Source organism: Pseudomonas mucoides (assembly GCF_015461845.1).
GTDB classification, from domain to species: domain Bacteria; phylum Pseudomonadota; class Gammaproteobacteria; order Pseudomonadales; family Pseudomonadaceae; genus Aquipseudomonas; species Aquipseudomonas mucoides.
Genome location: NZ_JACOPW010000007.1, coordinates 125,877 through 143,500, shown reverse-complemented (window position 1 = coordinate 143,500; position 17,624 = coordinate 125,877). Strand labels below are relative to the sequence as shown.

Below are 17,624 nucleotides of genomic sequence, written 5' to 3'. Positions count from 1 at the left end.
TTCAGTCCCGGTGAATACGCTGCTTGAAGGTCCGCGCGATGGCCTGCACGCCGGGTTGGTAATCGGACTGCTCGATGGCGGCCAGTGCCAGCGCCAGGGCTTTATCGGCGATCAACTGATGCTGCTGGGCCATGGCGTTGACCGGCAGCGGCAGGAAGTCCAGCAGCTGGGTGTCACCGAATGTCCCCAGGCGCAACGGACGGGTTTTCAGCGGGAAGTCATGCAAGGCATCGAACACCCCCTGAAGCAACACGTAGGAGGTGGTCACCAGGGCGTCTGGCAAATGCCCCAGACGCTGGAGCATTTCTTCCATCAATTGCTTGCCGCACTCGCGGCTGAACGATTCGCCGTGCTCGATCAGCACCTGGCCTTCGAACCCGTGCAGCGCTTCTTTGAAGCCGGCAGCGCGTTCCTGGCTGATGCTCAACTCGGGGCGCGCGCCGATCAAGGCGATCTGCTTGGGCAGCGGGTCCAGTAGACTGCGGGTCAATTGCAGGCTGGCCTCGCGGTCGTCACTGATGACCGAGCAAAAGTGCTCGGGCTCCATGACCCGGTCGATGGCGATGATCGGCATGCCTTTGGCCTGCAACTGGCGATAGCTGTCGTCATCAGTCGGCAGGCAACTGGCGACGATCAGCGCATCGCAGCGCCGGGCGCGGAACAGTTTGAGCAATTGCCGCTCGCTGTCGGGCGCATCGTCGGAGCTGGCGATCAGCAATTGATAGCCGCGCGCCCGGGCGCCTTGTTCCAGCAGTTTGGCGATTCGTGCGTAACTGGGGTTTTCCAGGTCCGGCAGAATAAAACCCAAGGTGCGCGTGTGCCGGCTGCGCAACCCGGCCGCTTGAGGATTGGGTGTAAAACCATGCTGTTCGACGACCGCGCGCACGCGCTCGACGGTGGCACTGCTGATGCGTTGCTGTTCGGCTTTGCCATTAATGACATAACTGGCGGTGGTTACGGACACACCGGCCAACTGTGCGATATCACTGAGTTTCAACGCGGGTTTCCTTGTTTTTCGGCCGACATTTCCGCCAATCCTACCCGAATCCGGCAGGCGACTCGTGTCCACGCACATCCGACAAGTTGGGCTTCAAGGATGAGGCATTATCGAGTAACGTGCCAAGTGTTCTAGATTAAACGTTTCAGCAAGCGTATTTTCAGGGTTGTAAGCACCCTTGGCCGGTTCTGCCGTGAAACCGCCAAAAGTGACGGTTAAGCGCTTAAGCTGATTCATTCAAAACAATACCTGGCGCCCTCAGACGCCAAAAAGGAGAAAGCATGCTCGAGCTCACTCTAGAGCAGATATCCATGGACCAGTCGGCTGTGGATAAATCCGCTGCGTTGCAGCTACTGGCCGAGCATCTGGTTGCCGATGGCCTGGTCGCCGACGGGTACCTGGCCGGGTTGCAGGCGCGTGAGGCTCAGGGCTCGACTTTTCTCGGTCAAGGTATTGCCATCCCTCACGGTACACCGCAAACCCGCGACCTGGTGTTTTCCACTGGCGTGCGGCTGATGCAGTTTCCCGAAGGCGTGGATTGGGGCGACGGCCAGATCGTGTACCTGGCGATCGGCATCGCGGCCAAGTCCGACGAACATTTACGCTTGCTGCAACTGTTGACCCGCGCTCTCGGCGAAACCGACCTGGGCCAGGCCTTGCGTCGCGCAAGCTCCGCCGAGGCCTTGTTGAAACTGCTGCAAGGCGCGCCGCAGGAATTGGCGCTGGATGCGCAGATGATCGGCTTGGGTGTGTCGGCCGATGACTTCGAAGAACTGGTCTGGCGTGGCGCGCGGTTGCTGCGTCAGGCTGATTGTGTGAGCAACGGTTTCTCCGCCGTGTTGCAACAGGTCGAAGCGTTGCCCCTGGGCGATGGCTTGTGGTGGTTACACAGCGAACAAACGGTCAAGCGCCCGGGTCTGGCCTTCGTCACCCCGGACAAACCGATTCGCTACCTTGGCCAGCCGCTCAGCGGTCTGTTCTGCCTGGCCAGCCTCGGTGAAGCCCATCAGGCCTTGCTCGAACGTCTGTGTGCGTTGCTGATTGAAGGCCGTGGCCACGAACTGGGCCGCGCCACCAGCAGCCGCAAAGTGCTCGAAGTCCTTGGCGGTGAATTGCCGGCGGACTGGCCGAGCGCGCGCATCGCACTGGCCAACGCCCACGGCTTGCACGCGCGCCCGGCGAAGATCCTCGCCCAGCTAGCGAAAAGTTTTGAAGGCGAAATTCGCGTGCGCATCGTCGACGGCCAGGACAGCGCGGTGTCAGTGAAGAGCTTGAGCAAACTGCTCAGCCTCGGCGCCCGTCGGGGTCAGGTGCTGGAATTCATTGCCGAGCCGAGCATCGCCGCCGATGCCTTGCCGGCCTTGTTGGGCGCCATCGAAGAAGGCCTCGGCGAAGAAATCGAGCCGTTGCCAGCCGTGAGTCAACAACGCGAAGAAATCGCCGAGATAGCCGAAGTGCTGCTCGCCCCGGCGTCCGGCAGCCTGATTCAAGCCATCGCCGCAGCGCCGGGCATTGCCATCGGCCCGGCGCATGTTCAAGTGTTGCAAACCATCGAATACCCGCTGCGCGGTGAGTCGGCCGCCGTCGAGCGCGAGCGTCTCAAACAGGCGCTGGCGCAGGTACGTCGCGACATCGAAGGCCTGATCGAGCGCAGCACCTCCAAGGCGATCCGCGAGATTTTCATCACTCATCAGGAAATGCTCGACGACCCGGAACTGACCGATGAAGTCGACACCCGCCTCAAGCAAGGCGAAAGCGCCGAAGCGGCGTGGATGGCGGTGATCGAAGCGGCGGCAAGACAGCAGGAATCGTTGCAGGATGCGTTGCTCGCCGAACGTGCGGCGGACTTGCGCGACATCGGCCGGCGCGTGCTGGCGCAACTGAGCGGCGTCGAAACGCCAAGCGAGCCGGACCAGCCTTACATTCTGGTGATGGACGAAGTCGGTCCGTCCGACGTCGCGCGTCTCGATCCGGCCCGTGTCGCCGGCATTCTCACGGCTCGCGGCGGCGCCACGGCGCACAGCGCCATTGTCGCCCGGGCGCTGGGTATTCCGGCGCTGGTCGGTGCTGGCGCGGCGGTGTTGCTGTTGGCGCCGGGCACGCCGTTGCTGATTGACGGCCAGCGCGGGCGCCTGCATGTGGACGCCGATGCACTGACCTTGCAACGCGCCATCGAAGAACGCGACACCCGTGAACAGCGCCTGAAAGTGGCCGCTGAACAACGTCATCAACCGGCGCTGACCACCGATGGCCACGCGGTCGAAGTGTTCGCCAACATTGGCGAGAGCGCCGGTGTAGTCAGTGCGGTAGAGCAGGGTGCCGAAGGCATTGGCTTGATGCGCACCGAGCTGATTTTCATGGCCCATACGCAAGCGCCGGATGAGGCCACTCAGGAAGTCGAATACCGTCGCGTCCTCGACGGTCTGGCCGGTCGGCCGCTGGTGGTGCGCACCCTCGACGTCGGTGGCGACAAACCGCTGCCGTATTGGCCGATCGCCAAAGAAGAAAACCCGTTCCTCGGCGTACGCGGTATTCGCCTGACCCTGCAGCGCCCGAAAATCATGGAAGCGCAATTGCGCGCCCTGCTGCGGGCCGCCGACAACCGCCCGCTGCGGATCATGTTTCCAATGGTCGGCAGCGTTGATGAATGGCGTCAGGCGCGGGACATGACCGAGCGCTTGCGCCTGGAAATCCCGGTCGCCGACCTGCAACTGGGGATCATGATCGAAGTGCCGTCGGCGGCATTGCTGGCACCGGTGCTGGCCAAAGAGGTCGACTTCTTCAGCGTCGGCACCAACGACCTGACCCAATACACCCTGGCCATCGACCGTGGCCATCCGACCTTGTCCGCACAGGCCGACGGCTTGCACCCGGCGGTGCTGCAACTGATCGACATCACCGTGCGTGCGGCGCATGCACATGGCAAATGGGTCGGCGTCTGCGGCGAGTTGGCGGCCGATCCGCTGGCGGTGCCGGTGCTGGTCGGTCTGGGGGTGGACGAACTCAGCGTGTCGGGGCGCAGCATTGCCGAGGTCAAGGCGCGCATTCGCGAACTCAGCCTCGCCCAGACGCAAATTCTCGCCCGACAGGCCCTGGCCGTGGGCAGCGCCAATGAAGTGCGCGCATTAGTGGAGGCTCTGTAATGGCCCGGATTTTAACCCTGACCCTCAACCCGGCGCTGGACTTGACCGTTCAGTTGCCGCGCCTTGAACCCGGTCAGGTCAACCGCAGCGACGCCATGCACACCCACGCCGCCGGCAAAGGCATAAACGTGGCGCAAGTGTTGGCGGACCTGGGTCATCAGCTCACCGTCAGCGGTTTTCTTGGGGAAGACAATCTACAGGCGTTCGAAACCCTGTTTGCCAAACGTGGTTTTGTCGACGCGTTCATCCGCGTTCCCGGCGAGATTCGCAGCAACATCAAACTGGCGGAAAGCGACGGGCGCATCACCGACGTCAACGGTCCGGGGCCGCGAGTGAGTGAAGCGGCGCAGCAGGCGTTGCTCGATCGTCTTGAGCAGATCGCACCGGGCCATGATGCTGTGGTCGTCGCCGGAAGCTTGCCGCTGGGCGTCAGTGCGCATTGGTTGCAGGCGTTGATCGTGCGCTTGAAAAAACTCGGGTTGAACGTCGCCCTCGACACCAGCGGTGAAGCGTTGCGTTCTGCACTCAAGGCCGGCCCATGGCTGATCAAACCGAACACTGAAGAGCTGGCCGATGCGCTCGGCTGTGAGGTTGTTTCGGTCGCGGCACAAGCCGAAGCCGCGAGTCGCTTGCACGTTCAAGGCATTGAGCATGTGGTGATATCCCACGGTGCCGATGGCGTGAACTGGTTCAGCGTCGGTTCGGCGCTGCATGCCACGCCGCCCAAGGTCAGCGTCGCCAGCACGGTGGGCGCGGGCGATTCGTTACTGGCCGGCATGCTCCATGGTTTGCTCAGCGCCGACACGCCTGAACAGACCCTGCGCACCGCCACGGCGATTGCCGCGATGGCGGTCACCCAGATCGGTTTCGGCATCGGCGATGCCGCGCAATTGGCGCAGCTCGAACAGGGCGTGCGCGTGCGCCCCCTGACAGAACAATAAGAGGGATTGTGATGAAGTTAGCCATTGTTACGGCCTGTCCGAACGGCATGGTCACCAGTGTGCTGTGCGCCCGTTTGCTCGATGCGGCGGCTCAGCGTCAGGGCTGGATGACGTGCGTTGAAGTGGTGGATGCGACGCATCCGGAGCGTCAGCTGTCGGCGGCCACGATCGAGGGTGCGGAGTGGGTGTTGCTGGTGACCAGCGTGCCGGTTGACATGACGCGATTCGTCGGCAAACGCGTGTTCCAGTGCACTCCGGCGCAAGCCCTGCAAGATGTTGAAGCGGTGCTGCGGCGCGGTGCTCAAGAAGCTCAGGTGTACGTTGCCCCTGACGCGGTCGCCGAGTCCGCCGTCCTCACTAAGAACGCGCCTCGACTGGTCGCGATCACCGCGTGCCCGACCGGCGTCGCGCACACGTTCATGGCCGCCGAAGCCCTGCAACAAGCCGCCAAGCGTCTGGGTTACGACCTGCAAGTGGAAACCCAGGGCTCGGTCGGTGCGCGCAATCCGTTGAGCGCGGCGGCGATTGCTGATGCCGACGTGGTGCTGTTGGCCTGTGATATCGAAGTCGCCACCGAGCGTTTCGCTGGCAAGAAAATTTACCGCTGCGGCACCGGCATTGCGCTGAAACAGGCCGAGGCGACGCTGAATAAAGCGCTGGCCGAAGGTCGGCAGGAAAGCGCTGCCAGCGGCGCCAACGGCCCGGTCAAGCAAGAGAAAACCGGCGTCTATAAACACCTGTTGACCGGTGTGTCGTTCATGCTGCCGATGGTGGTGGCGGGTGGCTTGATGATCGCGCTGTCCTTTGTGTTCGGCATCACCGCCTTCAAGGAGCAGGGCACGTTGGCGGCGGCGCTGATGCAGATCGGCGGCGAGACCGCGTTCAAGTTGATGGTGCCGCTGCTGGCGGGTTACATCGCCTACTCGATTGCCGACCGGCCGGGCCTGGCGCCCGGGATGATTGGCGGTCTGCTGGCGAGTACCCTCGGGGCGGGTTTTATCGGCGGGATCATTGCCGGTTTCATCGCCGGTTATGCGGCGCAGGCGATCAACCGCTACGCGCGTTTGCCGCAGAGTCTCGAGGCGCTGAAACCGATCCTGATCATCCCGTTGCTGGCGAGTCTGTTCACCGGCCTGGTGATGATTTACGTGGTCGGCAAACCGGTGGCCGGGATGCTCGAAGGGCTGACCCACTTCCTCGATAGCATGGGCACCACCAACGCGATTCTGCTCGGTGTGTTGCTGGGCGGCATGATGTGCGTGGACCTTGGCGGGCCGATCAACAAGGCGGCTTACGCGTTCTCGGTGGGCCTGTTGGCGTCACAGAGCTATGCACCGATGGCCGCGACCATGGCCGCCGGCATGGTGCCGCCGATTGGCCTCGGCATCGCCACGTTCATCGCACGGCGCAAGTTTGCCCAGACCGAGCGCGAAGCCGGTAAAGCGGCGTTGGTGCTGGGGTTGTGCTTCATCTCTGAAGGCGCGATTCCGTTTGCGGCGAAAGACCCGCTGCGGGTCATCCCGGCGAGCATTGCCGGTGGTGCACTGACCGGGGCGTTGTCGATGTATTTCGGCTGCAAGCTGATGGCGCCGCACGGTGGTTTGTTTGTGCTGGCGATCCCCAATGCGATCAATCATGCGCTGTTGTACCTGCTGGCGATTGTCGCCGGGAGCCTGCTGACGGCGGTGGCGTATGCGCTGCTCAAACGGCCTGAAACGGTGGAGCAGGCACTGGAACCCGCCAACGCCTGATACCAATCCCTGTGGGAGCGGACTTGCCCGCTCCCACAGGGATTGCCTTTCACACCAGCGTCATGGGTATGTGCTTTAGTTTTCCTTTTCAGGGAGAACACCATGAGCGAATTCGACCTCGGTCGCCGTCGGGTCATGCAAGCGGTGGGCGCCGGGCTGTTGTTGCCAGGGCTGGCGCCGGCTGTGATCGCTTCGGTCAAGGATCGTCCACAACTCACTGACGGCGTGCAGTCCGGCGACCTGCTGGGCGACCGGGCGATGGTCTGGAGCCGCAGCGACCGCCCCGCGCGAATGGTCGTGGAATGGGACACCCGCAGCCTGTTCAGCAACCCGCGCCGGTTTGTCTCGCCACTGGCGGATGGGCGCAGCGATTTCACTGCGCGGGTCGAACTCACCGGCCTGCCTGCCGATCAGGCGATTTTCTATCGCGTGACCTTCGAAGATGCCCAAAGCGGTGTCGCCAGCGAACCCTGGTTTGGCCATTTGCGCAGCGTGCCGCAAAACCGCCGCGACATTCGTTTTGTCTGGAGTGGCGACACCGTCGGCCAGGGCTTCGGCATCAACCCGGACATCGGCGGCATGCGCATCTACGAAGCCATGCGATTGCGCCTGCCGGACTTCTTTATCCACAGCGGCGACACCATCTACGCCGACGGCCCGGTGCCCGCGCAACTGCCCACTGAAAGTGGTCGGGTGTGGCGCAACATTACTACCGAAGCCAAGAGCAAGGTGGCGCAAAACCTCGACGATTTTCGTGGTAACTACCGCTACAACCTGATGGACGAAAATATCCGTCGCTTCAACGCCGAGGTTCCGCAGATCTGGCAATGGGACGACCATGAAGTGGTGAACAACTGGTCGCCGGGCAAGCAACTCGACGCGCGCTATCAGGAGAAAGATATCCACAACCTGGTCGGCCGCGCACGACAGGCCTGGCTCGAATACGCTCCGATGCGTTTGCAGAGCGCCGATCACGGCGGGCGGATTTATCGCAAGCTCAGCTATGGGCCCCTGCTCGATGTGTTTGTGCTCGACATGCGCAGTTACCGCGGCGCCAACGACGACAACCTCGGCGCGGCAAAACCCTTTCTCGGGCGCGAGCAACTGGACTGGCTCAAGCAGGCATTGAAAGGCTCGCAAGCCCAATGGAAAGTCATCGCTGCCGACATGCCGATTGGTTTGGGCGTGCCCGACGGTGAAGTCAGCCCGGGTGTGGCGCGCTGGGAAGCGGTCGCCAATGGCGACCCGGGACCGGCCCAGGGACGTGAACTGGAAATCGCTGAGTTGCTGGGTTTCCTGCGGGCGCAGCAGGTACGTAACTTCGTGTTTTTGACGGCGGACGTGCATTACTGCGCAGCGCATCACTACCACCCGGATCGTGCCGCGTTTCAGGACTTTGAACCGTTCTGGGAGTTTGTCGCCGGGCCGCTGAACGCCGGGAGTTTTGGGCCGAATCCGCTGGATAAGACGTTCGGCCCGGAGGTGGTATTCGAGAAGGCGCCGCCGGCGCAGAACACTTCACCGTTTGCCGGGTTTCAGTTTTTTGGCGAGGTGAATATTGATGGGCAGACGGGGGAGATGAGCGTGGTGTTGCGGGATCTGGATGGGGTCAGTGTGTTTGAACAGAAGGTGCAACCGGTCTAATGGTTGCACGCCTGCCCCCCCCTGTAGGAGTGAGCCTGCTCGCGATTGCGGTACAACAGCCAACAGATATGTTGAATGTTAAACCGTCATCGCCGGCAGGCTCACTCTTACAGGAGATTAGTGGTGTCAGTAGACGTCGCGACGGTAGCGGCCTTGTTCGATCAGGCGATCGACTTCAGCAATCCCGAGCACTTCATTGAGCACGTGATCCACACCCGACGCCATCCCTTGCAAGCTGCCGCAGATGTAGATGACGGCACCATCAGCCAACCATTGCTTCAACTCATCCGCCGACTCGCGCAGGCGATCCTGAACATAAATCTTCTCGGCCTGATCTCGCGAGAACGCCAGGTCCAGTCGCTCCAGGTCGCCTGAAGTCAACCACTCCTCCAACTCATCGCGGCACAGGTAATCGTGTTCCCGATTGCGCTCGCCAAACAGCAGCCAGTGCCGTTGTTGCCCGTCGGCAATGCGCGCCTTGAGCAAACTGCGCAGCCCGGCCAGACCGGTGCCGTTGCCCAGCAGGATCATTGGCACCGGCTCGGCCGGCAGATGGAACCCGCTGTTGCGCCGCACTCGCAGGCTGAGGGTGCCCCCCACGGGAGCGTGTTCGGTCAGCCAGCCGGAGCCGATGCCCAGGCTGCCATCGGCGTGCATTTCCTGGCGCACGATCAGTTCCAGAAGGCCGTCAGCCGCAATCGAAGCAATGGAGTATTCGCGCATGGCCAACGGCACCAGCGCATCGACCAGTGCCTGAGCGTGCAGGCCGACCAGATGGGCTCGGTTCTCCGGCAGCTGACGCGTGGCGAGGGCTTGCTCCAGCGGTTGTGACAAGCCATCCAATGCAACCGCAGCGCGCCCGTCGATGCCCAGGCCATCAAGGAAGTGCTCAATGGCCCACGGGCAGTTACGAGGCAACACTTCCACCAGATCACCCGCCAGCCAACTGCTGGTGGACGGGGCGGCGAGGCCCAGCAAGTACACCGGCGAGCCAATGCTGTCCGGGTTCATCAATTCGCGGCGGGTCAGCGTCCAGTTGTCGTAGCTCAGTGCCTGCCAGGTGTCGACCGGTGCTTGCCCGGTCAACAGGCCCAGTTGTTGTTGCCAGTGGCGCAAGGCGTACGGATCGCCGCTGTCGACTTCCACCGGGGAGAACAAGGTTTTTCCGCCGTGCTCGCCCAGCCAGGTGTGCAAGCGTCGGGCGAAACCGCAGAAGTGTTGATACTGGCGATCACCCAGGCCGAGCACTGCGTAGTTCATACGCTCAAGGTTTGATGCCCGCCCCAGCACCTTGCGTTCGAACCCGCGCGCACTGTCCGGTGCTTCACCGTCGCCGAAGGTACTGACCACGAACAGCGCGTTAGTGGCATTCAACAGATCCTGTTCACTGACACTCGCCAGCGGCTGCACGTTCACCGGCACGCCGGCGGCCTGCAATTGGCCGGCGGTCTGCCACGCCAATTGCTCTGCAAATCCACTCTGGCTGGCGAACCCGATCAGCCATGCCGGTGCATCGCTACCCGGTTGTTCGAGACCTTTGCGCGCGTCCTTGATCTGCTTTTTCTTGCGGCGACGATCGAGGTACAGCATCCAGCCGGTGACGAAAAACAACGGCATGGTCAGTGCGGTAATCGTCAGGATGATGCGCCCGACAATGCCGAAATAGCTGCCGACATGCAGTGCATAAATGCTGGTCAGCAATTGCGCCTTTAGGCTCTTGTCGCTGTAGCGATCATGCTGCTTGACGATGCCGGTCGCCGGATCGAGGGTGATCTGGTTCAGGGCGCGGTCGTGGGGCGAGGTTTTCAGCAGGTAGAACACCGTCGCCGGCTGGCCGGCCACGGGCGGCATACGGATGTTGTAGGCGCTGAGTGCCGGGCCCGCGGCGCTGTAGATGCTGCTCCAGATGGCCGCGTAGTCGGCGGTGGGCGCCGGACCGCTTGGCACCGGGCCACGACCACCGCGCACGCGCTCGTTTTGCGGGGCGTCGGAGAGCAATCGGGTCAGGCCTTTGTTGTACCACTCATAAGACCAGGACAACCCGGTCAGCGCCGCCAAGAGGTAAAACACCAGGCACCAGGTGCCGGCTACCGAGTGCAAATCCCAGTTGAAGCTGCGGCCTTTTTTCTTCCAGTCCAGGGTCAGCCAGGCCCGCCATTTGTTCCACTGGCGCGGCCAGCGCAGGTACAGGCCGGACAGGCAGAAGAACACCAGGATCAGCGTGCACGCGCCAGTGATGTTGCGACCGGTGTCGCCGATGGCCAGGAAGCGGTGCAATTGCAGCACGAAGCCGAAGAAGTCCTGGCCGGTGGCATCGCCCATGAGCTCGGCGGTATACGGGTCGACGTAGCGCATTTCGCCGCGGCGCTGGCCCGGTGGCGGGGTGAAAAACACCTTGGCCGCATGGCCGCTGTCGGTCTCGACGGAAAGCATCGAGACTTTTTTGCCGGACGCGGCTTCGATGCGCTCGACCAGTTCGACGGGCGGCAGGACGCCGGCGACCTGCTTCTCGACCTGCAACACGGAGGGGTTGAGCACGTTCAGGATTTCATCCTGAAACGACACCGTCGCCCCGGTGATGCCCATCAGGGCCAGGACCAGCCCGGCGCTGATGCCGAAAAACCAGTGCAACTGGAACAGGGTTTTCTTCAACACGTCACTCGCCTTGTTCGTTCAAAAAATTATCATCACGGCGCGCATTATGCCGTGGGTTGTCGAGAAACATTCTTTTTTACGCACAAAAGCCCCGTTCATGGAGATGAACGGGGCCTCACCCTGATTTCAGTCTTCACCGCCATTCCTGTAGGCGCGAGCCTGCTCGCGATGGCGGCGTATCAGCCAACATCAATGTTGAATGTGGCTCCGTCGTCGCGAGCAGGCTCACTCCTACAGGTGTTGTAGTGACTGCAATCAGAAGTGGAAGTTGGTGCTCAGCAATGCCGTACGGCCCGCCGCCTGGTTGGCGAAGTGGGTCGAGAAGGCCTTGTCGTAGTACGTTTCGTCGGTCAGGTTCTGTACGTTCAGTTGCAGATCGACGTTTTTGCTCAGCTTGTAGGCCGCCATCGCGTCGTAACGAACGTAGGAATCAACCATGGTGGTGTTGGCCACGCTGCCGAAGACATCGTCGACATAGAACGCACCGCCACCGATGGTCAGCTTCGGTGTGACCTGATAGGTCGTCCACAGGCTGGCGCTGTTTTTCGGTGTGTTAGGCAGTTCGTTGCCATCGTTGGCGGCGCCCAGCGGGCCGCCGTCGACTTGCTCGCTGTCCATGTAGGCGTAACCGGCGAACACTTGCCATTTGTCGGTGAGCTTGCCGGTGGCCGACAGTTCGACACCTTGCACGCGGGTTTTGCCGGCGTTTTCATAGCTTGTGGTGTCGACCTGAACGCGGGCGTTGTCTTTCTCGGTGCGGAAGATGTCGGCGGTCAGGGACAGGCGATCATTCATCAAGTCCCACTTGGTACCGATTTCGTAGTTCTTGGTGGTTTCCGGTTCCAGGTCGCTTTTCAGCAGGTTGCCGTTGCGATCCGGCGTGCCGCCCAGCGGGTTGCCTTCCGAACCTTCGCCCAGGGTGTTGCCCGGTGGCGTGGCCGACGTCGCGAAGGACGCATAGATGCTGCCATTTTCCGCCGGTTTGTACACCACACCGAACTGACCGGTGACGAACTCGCTGGTGTCATCGCCCTTGGACGTGGTCACGCTGGAACTGTTGAAGGTTTTGTAATCGGTGTCGAAATGGTCGTAGCGCAGCCCCATGTTCACCAGCCACTGCTGGGACAATTCCAGGGTGTCGAACACATACAGCGCATAGGTGTTGGCCTTGGTGTCGGTGCCGGCGTAGTTACGCGAGATCGCACCGTTCCAAGGATCTTTCGGGTTCGGGTTGGACAACGAGGTGCAGTTGTAACCACTTGGCGCGCCGATCAATGCCGGGGAGCAGTTGGTGGTGGCTGCGGCTGTTCGCGGGGTGGTGTCGGTGTTGACGTTGTACGAGGACTTCTGGTTTTCCTCGTGGGTGAACTCGATACCGGTGGCGAAGCTGTTCTTGAACCCGGCGATGTACAGGTCACCAAACAGATCGGTCTGGTTGGTCGTGGTCTCGGTGTTGCTGACACGGGTGTTGGCCCGACGCCAGACGCTGCCATTGTTGACGTTGCCCTTGCTGTCGTCCGGCTGGGTGAGGATGTAATCCTGCATGCTGGTGCCGTGACGCAGGGTGTTCTTGACGGTCAGCGCGTCGTTCAGGTCGTGTTCGATGGCGAAGGTCGCGGTGTCGGTGCGGCCCTTGCGGAAGTCACGGTCGTTCAGGCCGTAGAAGTTTGAGCTGTCGCCGCCATCGTTCGGTTTGTCCGGATTGGACTTGGTGCGCGCAGCCGAACCGGCCACCGGGATGGTGTACGGAATGCCCGAGTCCGGGGTGTCGTTACTTTCCAGATGGTAATAGTCGAGGTTCACGCGGGTGTCGGTGCCCAGGCCGAAGGCCAGCGACGGCGCGATGCCCCAGCGGTCGTAGTCGACGCTGTCACGGCCAGCGACGTTGCTCTCGTGGCTCATCAGGTTCAGACGGCCGGCGGCGGTGTCGGTGAACTGGTAGTTGCTGTCCAGGGTGAAACGCTGGGTCTGGTCCGAACCCCAGGTAAAACCCGCGTCATTCGAGTCGCCCAAGTGGGCTTTTTTGCTCACCAGGTTGATGCTGCCGCCGGCAGCGCCACGGCCGCCAATGGCCGAGTTCGGGCCTTTGCTGACTTCAATCGATTCGACGGCGAAGATCTCGCGGCTCTGCGAACCGGTGTCACGCACGCCGTCCAGGTAAGTGTCGCCCTGGGCGTCGAAGCCACGAATGAACGGACGGTCGCCCTGCGGGTTGCCGCCTTCACCGGCACCGAAGGTGATGCCCGGCACGGTGCGCAGCGCGTCCTGCATGTTGAGGGCGCCGGTGTCCTTGAGGACTTGTTGCGGAATGACAGTGATCGAGCGCGGGGTGTCTACCAGCGGCGCGGTGTACTTGGGCGAGGAGGCTTTTTCGACGTTGTAGGAAGTCTCGTCCTGGGCCTCGCCAGTGATGGCGGTCGCGCCCAGCGAAATCACATTACCCGGTGCTTTTTCGTCGGCTTTTTCCGCCGCGAAAACCATATGGCCCGCGGAGCCGGCAGTAATCGCCATGCCAATGGCCGATGCGAGCAAACGTGGTGAACTGACCGGTACGTGTGGTTGTTGACGTGACATTTGAATTCCCCTCCCCAAGGATTTGAGGACGCGGAATATAGGGTAGACGCGTATTTGTATCAATTGCGAAACGTTATTATTCGCGAAGAATTTACATTCTTTACAATTTAACCTTACGGTTTTTGCTGTTTCGTCCGTCGTTAAGGTTTTACATGGGCAATAAGAATCAATACCATTAGCACCCCTTTGGTCCCAGGTGCCTTTGCCATGCTGCTGCACATTCCCGGCTTGTTCGCGAAAGAAGAAGTGCAGCGCATCCGCGAGGCTCTGGCCCAGGCCGATTGGGCGGACGGCAAGATCACCGCCGGCTATCAGTCGGCCAAGGCCAAGCACAATTTGCAGCTGCCTGAAGGCCATCCGCTGGCCATGGAAGTCGGCGCGGCGATGTTGGAACGGCTGTGGAAAAATCCGCTGTTTATGTCAGCGGCGTTACCGCACAAGGTTTTTCCTCCGTTACTGAACTGTTACACGGCCGGCGGCAGTTTCGATTTCCATATCGATAACGCGGTGCGCCAGCCCAAAAACAGCATCGAGCGCGTGCGCACTGATCTGTCGGCAACGCTGTTTTTCAGCGAGCCTGAGGACTACGACGGCGGTGAGCTGGAAATCCAGGACACCTTCGGCACACAACGGGTGAAGCTGCCCGCCGGCGATATGGTTTTGTATCCTGGTACCAGTCTGCACAAGGTCAACGCGGTCACCCGTGGCACGCGTTACGCCTCTTTTTTCTGGACGCAAAGCCTGGTGCGCGAAGACAGTCAGCGCGCCTTGCTGTTCGAGATGGACGGCGCGATCCAGCAGCTGACCCAGGACATGCCCGATCACCCCTCGCTTATCCGCCTCACCGGCACGTATCACAACCTGTTGCGTCGTTGGGTCGAGGTATGACTTATCAACTGCGCAGGGAGGAAGTTCTCAACGGTGATTCGCTCAAGGCCATGCTGGCGCAAAGTCCGGCGCGCGCGGCCCAGGCAATTTTGATCGCGGCTCGCGAAGGCGTACTCGATGCTCAGGCGCTGCTCGGGCAAATCCTGCTGGACGGCAACGGCATCGCGCAGGATCAGCCGTTGGCATTGCGCTGGTTCGAGATCGCCGCCCGTGGCGGGCACCTGATGGCGCGCAACATGCTTGGCCGTTGTCACGAACACGGCTGGGGGCGCGCGGCGGATGCCTCGGTTGCCGCGCGGCATTACCGAATCGCTGCCGAAGCCGGGTTGGATTGGGCGATGTACAACTACGCCAATCTGCTGGCGACTGGGCGCGGCGTCGCCGAAGATCAGGCGCAAGCATTGGCGTTGTATCGCCGAGCCGCCGAGTTGGGCCACGCCAAATCCATGAACCTGTTGGGGCGCTATCTGGAAGACGGCGAGGCATGCATCGCCGATACACTCGCGGCGCGAATCTGGTATCGACGATCTGCCGAAGGCGGAGATTTTCGGGGGCAGTTCAGTTATGCGGCCCTGCTGGCCGATGACGGGCATGTTGACGAATCGTTGTCCTGGCTACGTCGGGCATTGGCCGCCGGTAACCAGAACTTTTTGCGGGTGAGTGGGGAGGCGCTGAGCAACGCCCTACACCCCAGGATTCGAGCGATGGCTCAGGAATATCACCAACGAGCGTCCCAACTCGCTCAGCCAATGGGTTAACCGCGCAGCCACTGGCCTTTAAGGTTTTCCAGGTAGCGCTTGAAAGGCTTGGCTTGCGCTATCAGCTTCCGGCCCTTTTTGACGACATCGCTCTGGGCATCCTCGGTGATAGCCTCAAGAAACAGCCTCAACGCTTCGACAATATTGCTCGTTTCATCCGCATATGTATTGCGGGGTTCGATCACCTTTGTCGTATCGGTCAGCTGTTTGACTTTCTTGTCGTTGTCGCTCATTTGGGTGACTAGCGAGTCCAGGCGACCTTGCCGATCTTTTAGACGAACACGAAGCGTGGTTCGAGCTTTAATCAAACCCTGGTATTTGATCAGTTCGTTTGCCTCATCAAGAAACTTGTTCGCCACCACCAGACCGGCCTTCAATGCAGCGGCTTGAGGTGTTTCAGGTCGATTACCGATCATCCCGGTCAATTGCTCAAAAAGAGGTTTCAGGCGGTCAATGAAGCTGAGGCTTTCAAACAGGCGGATTGCTTCATTCAAGACCCTTTCATCTTCGAGAAGCGAATCCACAGGGGGTTTTTCTTTTTCCAGTTCTGCAGCCAGCACTTCGCGAGCTTCCACCAGTTCGGCAATCCTGAACCGGTTATTACTGATGGAGGAGTACCTGACACTGTAGATGGCGTGGCTAAGTTCTGCTTGAACCTCATCCAGCTTGTCAGTGCACAGGGAGATTAACTTCCTGGCTATTTCGGTATAGGACTCAATGGCGATTCTGGTGGGCGGGTTTTTTTCGCCTGCTGACAGTATGTCCAGCGCTTCCAGCGTCTCATTGAGCGCCGTGGTTTCAAGGCTGATAATCGCAGAAGTTAATGTTTTGGAAGCGGCCAGGTCTGTAGCAGTGATTTCGGCATTCAGCTGTATCAGTTCATTTCGCAGTGATTCAATATACAAGTCAGCAGAGCCGATAATGGCTTGGTAACGAATGGTTTCTCGGCTGTCGCGAATAAGCGACATAGCTGGCGCGATATAAGATGGCGTTGTCATAAATATCCTTATTTATAATGGTTTAGGTCGGCTTTAGTGTCAGTCGAATGCTTGGGTGAGTGTTTTGGCGTTGGATTCGATTTTTTTCCAGTTGCTGAGTACGGTGTCCAGGCTCGAAACAAAAGTTCTGAGCGTGAGGAATTCATGAATGCCATCAATTTTGTTTTTTGAAGAGTCGATGAATTCCGAAATTGTGATCCACAGGGTTTCCAGTAGGGCGGTACTCTCCGTAGCTCCGATGATGTAAGAGTCGACGCTTTGCAAACGGTTGTGAAGGATCAATAAGGTGCCCGTCAGAACGTTTTTCTTGCGGACTTGCTCGGTGAGTTCATCCCGACGTCGGATCAATGGCGCTACACGGGCGTCCCGCATCATTGCTTTGACTTTTAGATACTGGGAGCCAAGCGGATCGGTAAAAGCCATAAAGTACTCGAAGAAGTTGGGCTCATTTTCCCTGGTTTTTTCATCGACCAGACGCTGAGCCTCATCAATCTCAGCATTGAGTCGAGTGATCTCGGCATTCAATTCGTGGTTGCCGGCCTGTTTCAGCTTTTCTCCAATCAACACCGCAACCACATCCGTCAGCTCGGTTTTGAAATGTTTCAGGCGGAGCTGGATGTCAGTGCTACTGGTTTTTTTTTGTTCGATGGAACTGGCAATGAAATGGAGAGATTCTTTGATGGACGGAAATCTGTTTGTCTCATCTCGTCCAATTTTAAGCTCGGGAAGTTTGGCAATTTCCTCATCGGTCATACTTTCGATTGTGCCAATGTAATTTATGTAGCCGGGCATTGTTTTAATGGTCGTGATAATGTCCTCTCCGAAATGCCGCAGGTCTTCGGAGAATGCCTGGAGGCTCCCGCCGACTCGTTTCATCGACAGTTCGATGTCGTTCCAGCGATTGGCATTGGTGACGATTTTTGCATAGGTATTTGCAATATCATAAGGCTCCAGTCCTGCAATGCCGGTGTTTTCGCTTTTCAACAGCTTTTTAATATCGTCGATGTCGACCGGAAGTTTCTTTGCTTCGGAAATGTATTTTTTAATTCGTGTGATATCCCCTTTGGTCACAATCGGCGGAGATGCATTAAAGGCGTCACTTTTGTTGTTGGGTGCGGTATCGAATAGTATTGGTTGATTAAGCTGCATGTTTGAAATCCTTTTCAAATGGGTGAGCGTGCAGCATAACTTCAATTAAATGGTCTGTGATTATTTGGTCTGTAACTATTTATGGTGTTGGAAATGGTATGTTTTAGTTTGCGCGGAAATAAAAAA

The 17,624-nt window shown here is 59.8% G+C and carries 12 protein-coding genes; 6 read left to right on the top strand and 6 right to left on the bottom strand.

Annotation, left to right across the window (positions count from 1 at the left end; genetic code table 11):
- Position 1 precedes the first annotated feature (1 nt).
- Together cra and H8F22_RS25530 are read right to left on the bottom strand one after the other, a co-directional pair.
- Positions 2 to 997, bottom strand: coding sequence for a catabolite repressor/activator (cra, locus tag H8F22_RS25535; RefSeq protein ID WP_027924475.1), 996 nt, complete (start codon positions 995 to 997; stop codon positions 2 to 4).
- A 93-nt stretch (positions 998 to 1,090) separates the two neighbouring features.
- A complete protein-coding gene (locus H8F22_RS25530; RefSeq protein ID WP_155953736.1) occupies positions 1,091 to 1,234 on the bottom strand; it encodes a hypothetical protein in 144 nt (47 codons plus the stop codon).
- 44 nt (positions 1,235 to 1,278) lie between these two features.
- Between H8F22_RS25530 and ptsP the strand changes: the two genes are divergently transcribed.
- From ptsP to H8F22_RS25510, 4 genes are all read left to right on the top strand, one after another.
- The gene (gene ptsP / locus H8F22_RS25525; RefSeq protein WP_059181631.1) at positions 1,279 to 4,140 is read left to right on the top strand and encodes a phosphoenolpyruvate--protein phosphotransferase; all 2,862 of its coding nucleotides are present in this window, start codon (positions 1,279 to 1,281) and stop codon (positions 4,138 to 4,140) included.
- On the top strand, positions 4,140 to 5,081 hold the full coding sequence (gene pfkB / locus H8F22_RS25520; protein ID WP_027924477.1) for a 1-phosphofructokinase: 942 nt from the start codon (positions 4,140 to 4,142) through the stop codon (positions 5,079 to 5,081). Before ptsP ends, pfkB begins: the two co-directional genes overlap by 1 nt.
- An 11-nt stretch (positions 5,082 to 5,092) precedes the next feature.
- On the top strand, positions 5,093 to 6,832 hold the full coding sequence (locus tag H8F22_RS25515; RefSeq protein WP_027924478.1) for a PTS fructose-like transporter subunit IIB: 1,740 nt from the start codon (positions 5,093 to 5,095) through the stop codon (positions 6,830 to 6,832).
- 102 nt (positions 6,833 to 6,934) lie between these two features.
- The gene (locus tag H8F22_RS25510) at positions 6,935 to 8,476 is read left to right on the top strand and encodes an alkaline phosphatase D family protein (RefSeq protein WP_194940814.1); all 1,542 of its coding nucleotides are present in this window, start codon (positions 6,935 to 6,937) and stop codon (positions 8,474 to 8,476) included.
- 126 nt (positions 8,477 to 8,602) lie between these two features.
- Here H8F22_RS25510 and H8F22_RS25505 read toward each other — a convergent pair whose 3' ends face one another.
- On the bottom strand, positions 8,603 to 11,131 hold the full coding sequence (locus H8F22_RS25505) for a PepSY domain-containing protein (protein ID WP_194940813.1): 2,529 nt from the start codon (positions 11,129 to 11,131) through the stop codon (positions 8,603 to 8,605).
- Positions 11,132 to 11,386: 255 nt separating this feature from the next.
- Positions 11,387 to 13,705 carry a TonB-dependent receptor gene (locus H8F22_RS25500; protein WP_027924481.1) on the bottom strand — a complete coding sequence of 773 codons (2,319 nt, stop codon included), beginning with the start codon at positions 13,703 to 13,705 and terminating at the stop codon, positions 11,387 to 11,389.
- A gap of 207 nt (positions 13,706 to 13,912) precedes the next feature.
- Between H8F22_RS25500 and H8F22_RS25495 the strand changes: the two genes are divergently transcribed.
- Positions 13,913 to 14,593 carry a Fe2+-dependent dioxygenase gene (locus tag H8F22_RS25495; protein ID WP_027924482.1) on the top strand — a complete coding sequence of 227 codons (681 nt, stop codon included), beginning with the start codon at positions 13,913 to 13,915 and terminating at the stop codon, positions 14,591 to 14,593.
- Positions 14,590 to 15,351 (top strand): tetratricopeptide repeat protein, encoded by a 762-nt coding sequence (locus H8F22_RS25490; protein ID WP_027924483.1) that lies wholly within the window; start codon positions 14,590 to 14,592, stop codon positions 15,349 to 15,351. Before H8F22_RS25495 ends, H8F22_RS25490 begins: the two co-directional genes overlap by 4 nt.
- Here H8F22_RS25490 and H8F22_RS25485 read toward each other — a convergent pair.
- Positions 15,348 to 16,349, bottom strand: coding sequence for an alpha-xenorhabdolysin family binary toxin subunit B (locus H8F22_RS25485; RefSeq protein ID WP_156428507.1), 1,002 nt, complete (start codon positions 16,347 to 16,349; stop codon positions 15,348 to 15,350). The genes H8F22_RS25490 and H8F22_RS25485 overlap by 4 nt on opposite strands.
- Before the next feature lie 39 nt (positions 16,350 to 16,388).
- Positions 16,389 to 17,498 (bottom strand): alpha-xenorhabdolysin family binary toxin subunit A, encoded by a 1,110-nt coding sequence (locus tag H8F22_RS25480; RefSeq protein WP_059181624.1) that lies wholly within the window; start codon positions 17,496 to 17,498, stop codon positions 16,389 to 16,391.
- Positions 17,499 to 17,624 lie beyond the last annotated feature (126 nt).

Coding starts and splice junctions, on each gene's coding strand:
- H8F22_RS25530 (WP_155953736.1), bottom strand. CDS start 1,234: ATGAATCAGCTTAAGCGCTTAACCGTCACTTTTGGCGGTTTCACGGCA.
- ptsP (WP_059181631.1), top strand. CDS start 1,279: ATGCTCGAGCTCACTCTAGAGCAGATATCCATGGACCAGTCGGCTGTG.
- pfkB (WP_027924477.1), top strand. CDS start 4,140: ATGGCCCGGATTTTAACCCTGACCCTCAACCCGGCGCTGGACTTGACC.
- H8F22_RS25515 (WP_027924478.1), top strand. CDS start 5,093: ATGAAGTTAGCCATTGTTACGGCCTGTCCGAACGGCATGGTCACCAGT.
- H8F22_RS25510 (WP_194940814.1), top strand. CDS start 6,935: ATGAGCGAATTCGACCTCGGTCGCCGTCGGGTCATGCAAGCGGTGGGC.
- H8F22_RS25500 (WP_027924481.1), bottom strand. CDS start 13,705: ATGTCACGTCAACAACCACACGTACCGGTCAGTTCACCACGTTTGCTC.
- H8F22_RS25495 (WP_027924482.1), top strand. CDS start 13,913: ATGCTGCTGCACATTCCCGGCTTGTTCGCGAAAGAAGAAGTGCAGCGC.
- H8F22_RS25490 (WP_027924483.1), top strand. CDS start 14,590: ATGACTTATCAACTGCGCAGGGAGGAAGTTCTCAACGGTGATTCGCTC.
- H8F22_RS25485 (WP_156428507.1), bottom strand. CDS start 16,349: ATGACAACGCCATCTTATATCGCGCCAGCTATGTCGCTTATTCGCGAC.
- H8F22_RS25480 (WP_059181624.1), bottom strand. CDS start 17,498: ATGCAGCTTAATCAACCAATACTATTCGATACCGCACCCAACAACAAA.